Origin of the sequence: Butyricimonas sp. RTP31003st1_G1_RTP31003_210430 (assembly GCF_040920905.1) — a bacterium.
Taxonomy (GTDB): domain Bacteria; phylum Bacteroidota; class Bacteroidia; order Bacteroidales; family Marinifilaceae; genus Butyricimonas; species Butyricimonas paravirosa.
In genome coordinates this window covers 22379-29169 of the sequence record NZ_JBCOSQ010000066.1, presented here as the reverse complement: position 1 = coordinate 29169, position 6791 = coordinate 22379, and the positions used below count along the sequence as shown (strand labels likewise).

Below are 6791 nucleotides of genomic sequence, written 5' to 3'. Positions count from 1 at the left end.
GTTCAATCAAGAGGAAAGATTTGTGGAACAAAGTGATACGAAACTCATTGAGAGTGCTTCTATTATAAAGGAAAAACCCATAATAGTACAACACCTTATGAATTTGGCGGTTAATGAAGGGGGCATTGCGGTATTTCTTGCTCGTTTTGTGCCTATTGACGATCCGGATATCCGAGTGGAATGGTTTTATAATGGGAGGCCAATTTCGACTAGTGATGATCGGATTGAATCCTATCTTAAAGAAGGATATGCAACATTAGTAATAAATTTAGTTCGGCCAGAAGATGCCGGAACATATAAGGTTAAAATATATAACGCTTTGGGGGAGGTTACATCAGAAGCTACATTAATTGTCACGAAATAAAATCAGAAACAAGATAGTAGTATATTTATTATTGCTGGTATCTAATAAAAATCACTTAAAGAATACGTTATTTATATTTGGAAGTGATTTGAAGGAACATTTATATATTTTTGAGAGAGGAATTCGTATCTAGAGATTAAATTGATAATAGAAGGCAAGCGTGATGGACAGAAACCATATCTTTACCGAAATTTTATACGAGTATAAGCGTTCTAGTCGGAACGTAATTTTTAGAATATTTGTTATTCTTGGGATCGTGGGGATCACCCTTTACATGTTCACACCACTATCCCGTTTGGGGGGGACGTCAAGTATCGGAGAACTGTTTCGGGGACCGGTTATGGACTGGGTTTCGCGGTCATTGTCTTCGTCCATTCCCTTTAGGTGTGCTTACTTGTTCAACATCTTGCAACTGTGTTTTGGGGCGATCCTCGTGATCAACGACATGCGACGCTCCCGTTTGGATTCTACGATGGCTTTGAATGTTCACGCCCAAGGGAATACTGAGATCGTGACAGGAAATGTCATCGGTAAAATCCTTGCTTTCACGGTTGTCAATGTGTTGGTACTTGCTTTTTGCGGGTTATTGAACCTTCTTTTTTATCCCGAAGTGTTCAACGCTGGATATTATCTCTTTTATTGGTTGACCTTGAACCTGCCGGTCACGGTTTTCTGTAATGCTCTTTCTTCCTGTGTGGTGAGGTTGGTGAAGAACCAAGGTTTGGGCATAATCTTCCTTGTGGTTATCCTCGGTGTGTTAACTCTCCCGGGATCTATTTGGTTAAACGGATTATTTGATCCCTTAGCCACGGGGATTCCTAATATGTTTTCAGACTTCACGGGGCATGTGAATCTCGGGGATTACTTGTTGCAACGGCTGTTTGTCCTGTTTTTCGGGGGTGGGTTGGTCATTCTGTCCGTGATTCCTTACCCGCGGATTCATAATAATCCGCAGGCGCCATTCCGGCTAGTTTACATGGCTTTGTTGCCGTTGATTGTTACTAGTAGTTTGGCTGTCGTTTATATTCACTGCATTCAGGCTGTCTCCCAAAAGCGGGCAGTTTTCCGAGAGGTTTACGCAGAGTACGGGCAGGAGAAACCACTCAAGATTATCGCAAACCACCTCCATTTGAAAGAAACAGAAAACGGTGGAATTTCCGTGACGAGCGAGATGACTGTTAAGAATAGGGAGAGCATAATTCTCCCGCTGGTATTTTACCTGAATCCCGGGCTCGTTGTTTCCTCGATCACGGTGGATGGGGAAACGGTCTCTTTCCGACGAGATCGGCAGGTGATTCTTGCGGACGAGACGGTGGCACCCGGCAAGACGAGAGATGTTGTCGTGAAATACGAGGGGAAAATAGACAATAGTTTCTGTTTTCTCGATACTCCGGAAGAGAAATATGTATCTCCGGAAGTGAACACGATAGGTATTTATCGCTTCGGTTATTCCCCCGCTTTTTGCGAGAAAGAATACAAACTGCTTTCCCCGGAATGCGTTTGGTATCCGGTCAGTATCCCTCCTTACCATTCCCTGAGTTTCCGGGAAAAGATGTTCACTCGCTACACCTTGGAGGTGCAACATGATCCCAAGCTTGTAGCGATATCTCAGGGACAGGCCGATCGGGAAACTGCCGGGGATACGAAGTTTAGTTTCGATCATAATATGCCCGGGATCAGTCTCTGCATCGGTAATTACAAGAGACGAGAGATATTGATTTGCAATGATACGATAGGAACGAAATTTGATGTGAGAGAACCTATTGAGTTCGTAGAAGACAATCACCCGGTAAGGGCAGAACTTTTCTATTTGCCTGAGCATGAATTCTTGCTTGACCGTTATGATGCTGTTACCAGAGAGGAATTGCTTCTCGCTATTGAGGGAGTAAAGAGTAGGGTGGAGTTTTATAGTTATAATTTCGATTATGTAAGTAAACGGTACGAGAATAAAATTGATTACGATCCCACGTTACAATATCCTTATAGTTGGCTCACTTGTGTGGAAGTTCCTTGTAATTTTCACGTGTTTACGGGAAGGTCGTTGCAGTCAGGTGAACGTGTACAGGGAGGGATGGTGTTCCTGCCGGAGAAGAAATACTCGGCAGACGAGTTGATAGCTTCTTTTGCGAACAAAGAAGACGAAATGCGTGTTCACTTGTACCATGAATTAAGTTTGTTTGAGGACGGTAGTTGTGATCTGGAGCCGAGTGGCATCGGTAACACGAGTTTTCTTCATTCTGACGAGTGGCCTTTGATAAATGATATGTTAACATTGATATTTAGTTCTCCCGAAGATGATGCGTTGAGCGAGAATGTTGAGTATCTTATCGTGGATTACTTGAAAGATCACAGTCTAGAGGATGCCTTGCGAGATTCTTCGCTCTCCCCGGAATTGCTTGATAATATAATTCGTAAGAAGTGCGATGTGTTGCGAAACCTTTTGTATGTTAGAATTGGAAAGAACAAATTTCAGGAAGTTTATCACGATTTTCTCAAACGACATCTTTTCGAGGAAAGAACTTTTGAAGAGTTCTCCCAAGAATTTTTCAAAAGTAGCAATGTCGGATTGGACACTATTGTCGAGAATCTATTCAGGCAAAACAGGTTACCTGTTTTTCAAATAGCCGGACATTGCGTTTCTGGCGAGGGTGGTGATTGGGTATATGATTTTAAGGTGTTTAATCATGGTAAAGTTCCGGGTATTATCACGTTGTGTGATAGTCAGGGATGGGTGATTCCTCCGGGAGAAGGGCGGGACATAAAGAAGTTCGTGAAAGGTAATAGCAATTTTGTATATACTGTGTTGGCTTTAAATATCCCGTCCTTAATAGAATTGTCAAGCGAAAGAGGGAATGCCGATATCGATACTACTATGCGTTTTTTACCCCTCGATACCCTGTTGTTCCCAACAAATGACGACGAGATTATCGTGGATAACGAGGACCGGGGGTTCACGATCCTGGAAACAAGAAAGTTTAGTCTTGCTTCCCTGTTCGGAAAGGTTGAGACACGGGCCAAATGTTACCAATTTGCCCCTGTCAATCATTGGGGATTCACGATCCAACCTGATTGCCAAGGTTTCCCCGTGAAAGGGGCGTATTTCAAAAAAGCCGGCAAGGGTAACCAGAAAGTGCGGTGGGAAGCTCGTTTACCACAAGAAGGGAAATACGAGGTATTTTGTTATCTGCCTTATGATGCTCAAAGTGTATATCCGTCCTGGGCACCTCGTTTTTCGAGGAAGTATTATTATTCTGTATTCGATGGACAGGAAGAACATGAGGTTGTTCTGACGATGGACAAGGATGATTGGAGGTGGATATCCTTGGGTGTTTTTAATTTTCACGGGACAACAGCATGGGTAACCTTGAGTGATAGGGATCGAGATCCCAATTCTACCAACGAAAAGTGGGGACCGCAGGAGGTTGTCGCCGATGCCATGAAATGGGTTAAAGTTCGGGAATGACAAACTTGACATGAGAGCAAACCTTCGTTCGTAATCTTTGCTTATGAAAAATGAACTATTGAATAAGTGAAAAAACGAGAAACTTTCTCTGTTTTGTCGGAAATTCTATAAAAAAGGACTGTAAATCAGTTTTTTTAGTGTTTCATTCAAAGAATACGATGTATTTTGTTTATTTGAAGTGATTTCCCAACAAAAGTAAATATTTGGAACATGATTCGTTAAGTGTTTCAAATAATCCTTCTGGATGATCTAAAAAACCCGTCTAACACCAAAGATTAGACGGGTTTTTGCTTGGGGAGTCATTGCCAACTCCCCCAGATCCGATTATTTAATGTAGTTTTGTGCGAATTCACGTCCGGCACGTAATGCCTTCAAGTTCATCTCTACGACATCGGCACCTTTACGTTCGAAAATAGCCATGATACCTTTTTCCAAGTATTCGAAGGGAATTTCGATGAAAGGAGAACCGGCACCCATCATCACGAAGTTGCTGGCACGTACGTTGCCTGCAGCCTCTTTAGCGATGCTGTCAGCGTCAATGATTACTTGATGAGGAAGGGTTTTCAACGTGGCCATCAAGGTTTCAATTTCCGGATAGTTCGGGATATTGATAAACGGGGTGGCGTTCGTTACCACGTATCCCCCTTTTTTCAAATAGGGAAGATAACGTAATGCCTCCATCGGCTCAACTGAAAGGATAATATCGGCTGTTCCTTTGGCGATCAGGTCAGAGAAAATCGGTTTGTCGGAGATTCTCATGAAAGACTGCACATCACCCCCGCGTTGACTCATTCCGTGAGTCTCGGCTTGTTTCATGTACAGGTTATTGTTGAGGGCGGCAGACCCCAATGCTGCAGCGATAGAAAGGATTCCCTGTCCACCTACACCCGCTAATATAATATCTGTCTTCATAATTTTAAATTTTAAGTTTTAGATTTTAAATTGATCTTTGAATCAATTTATTTTTTCTTTTTCTTAGCGTCTCTTGCAGCTTTCTGGATACAAACTCTTCTCGGGATGATCACGGATACACCCTTGTATTCGATCTCGTCACGGATGATCTTGCACAATTCATCGTGATTTTTCGGTACGGGAAGTAGAACACGGATATGTTCCGGTTCAACACCAATACCGCGACAGATAGATTCCAGGTGTCCTAATGCTGAAGATTCCTGACCTCCGGTCATGGAGATGGATTCATTGTCGGAAATGATAATTGTGATGTTGGCTTTTTCGTTTACAGCATCCAGTAACCCGGTCATTCCGGAGTGAGTGAACGTGGAGTCTCCGATAACGGATACTGCCGGGTATAATCCTGCATCTGCGGCACCTTTTGCCATGGTGATAGAGGCTCCCATGTCCACGCAAGAGTTGATTGCTTGGAATGGAGGAAGGGCTCCTAAAGTGTAACAACCAATGTCAGAGAATACACGCGCATTCGGGTATTCGGCAACAACTGCATTCAAGGCGGCATACACGTCTCTGTGGCTACATCCCACGCAAAGGGCCGGTGGACGAGGTGCCACGATCTCTGGTACAGGCGATCCTTCGATAGAAGGTAAGCCGAATGCTTTCGCCACGTGATCCGGGTTCAACTCTCCGTCTCTGGGGAGCGTGCCATCCAAACGTCCGAGTACACATTCTTTTTCCAAGTAACCTTTCAAAGCCTCTTCAATTACCGGGTAGCCTTCTTCTAAAACGAGCAATTTTTCAGTGCTTTCTGCCAATTTGGTGATCATCTTTCTCGGAAGAGGATATTGGCTTACTTTTACTACCGGGTAAGGACAGTTTCCACCGAACACTTCCATCAGGTAGTTGTAACCGATACCGCAAGCGACGATACCCATTGATTTGTCAGCCCCGTCAATATATTGGTTGAAAGAAGAGTTATCAGATGCCTCTTCGAAAGCGGTTTGTTTCTCTAGTAATAATTTATATCTTTTTTTAGCGATAGCGGGAAGTAACACGAATTGACGTTTGTCTTCCGGTAAACGCATTTCATTTTCGGCTTTAGCCTCTCTTGGTTCAACACCGGAACGAGAGTGTGCCAGACGAGTCGTGATTCTTAATAACACGGGAGTTCCCATTTGCTCTGACAAGTCGAAAGCGTAGCGGGTCATGTCGTATGCCTCTTGTTGGTTAGAGGGCTCCATGATTGGAATTAAGGCAAATTTACCGTATACACGTGAATCTTGCTCGTTTTGAGATGAGTGCATAGATGGGTCGTCGGCAGCGATAATAACCATACCTCCGTTAGCCCCGGTAATAGCAGCGTTCATGAAACAGTCTGCGGCCACGTTCATTCCCACGTGTTTCATACATACCAAGGCCCTTTTTCCTGCATAGGACATTCCTAGTGCGGTTTCCATGGCAGTCTTTTCGTTAGCAGACCACATCCGGTGAACGTTACGGGCGATAGCCTGTTTCGATTCCTGAATGTATTCAGTGATCTCTGTTGAAGGGGTTCCCGGGTACGCGAACACGCCGGATATACCTCCGTCTATAGCACCTTGTGCAATAGCTTCAACACCTAATAATAGTTGTTTTTGCATAATTAAAAGATTATTGATTTAAGTTGTTTGTTTTGCTTAAAAGAGAGCAACATACCTGTTGCCAAAAGATGCCTGAAATTACTCCGGCGGAATTTTCATAGTCCCCCGAACAATTTAAGTACGCCCACGATGTAGGCTAAAACGAAATAATATTCTGATGGTTTATACATCTACTAAATATTTAAAACGTTTTCGTTTGTAATTCGCGACTAAATTAGTATTAATATTTAATAAGAACAAATATTTCAGATGAGAAGTATTCGTGTGTGGAAATTCTTTTACAAGTTTATTTTTTCCAATCAGTACTGATGGAGCTTGTTAGCCGGAATCACTTGGGAAAAGACTCTTGAATAATTATTTTTTTGTACTAGTTTTATAGTTTTTTTGTATATTCGTGGCTTATTATAACGGG

The 6791-nt window shown here is 42.9% G+C and carries 4 protein-coding genes; 2 read left to right on the top strand and 2 right to left on the bottom strand.

The window, feature by feature from the left end:
• Positions 1 to 364 (top strand): immunoglobulin domain-containing protein (locus tag AB5542_RS17080; protein WP_368243246.1); only part of this gene is annotated, 364 nt, incomplete at its 5' end.
• 163 nt (positions 365 to 527) lie between these two features.
• Positions 528 to 3827: a hypothetical protein gene (locus tag AB5542_RS17075; protein ID WP_279039557.1), complete on the top strand. Its 3300-nt coding sequence runs from the start codon at positions 528 to 530 to the stop codon at positions 3825 to 3827.
• 324 nt (positions 3828 to 4151) lie between these two features.
• Here AB5542_RS17075 and AB5542_RS17070 read toward each other — a convergent pair whose 3' ends face one another.
• Together AB5542_RS17070 and AB5542_RS17065 are read right to left on the bottom strand one after the other, a co-directional pair.
• Entirely contained in the window at positions 4152 to 4739 is a 588-nt protein-coding gene (locus AB5542_RS17070; RefSeq protein ID WP_087421162.1) for an indolepyruvate oxidoreductase subunit beta, read from the bottom strand.
• 47 nt (positions 4740 to 4786) lie between these two features.
• Complete coding sequence (locus AB5542_RS17065; RefSeq protein WP_087421163.1) at positions 4787 to 6379, bottom strand: thiamine pyrophosphate-dependent enzyme; 1593 nt, start codon at positions 6377 to 6379, stop codon at positions 4787 to 4789.
• Positions 6380 to 6791 lie beyond the last annotated feature (412 nt).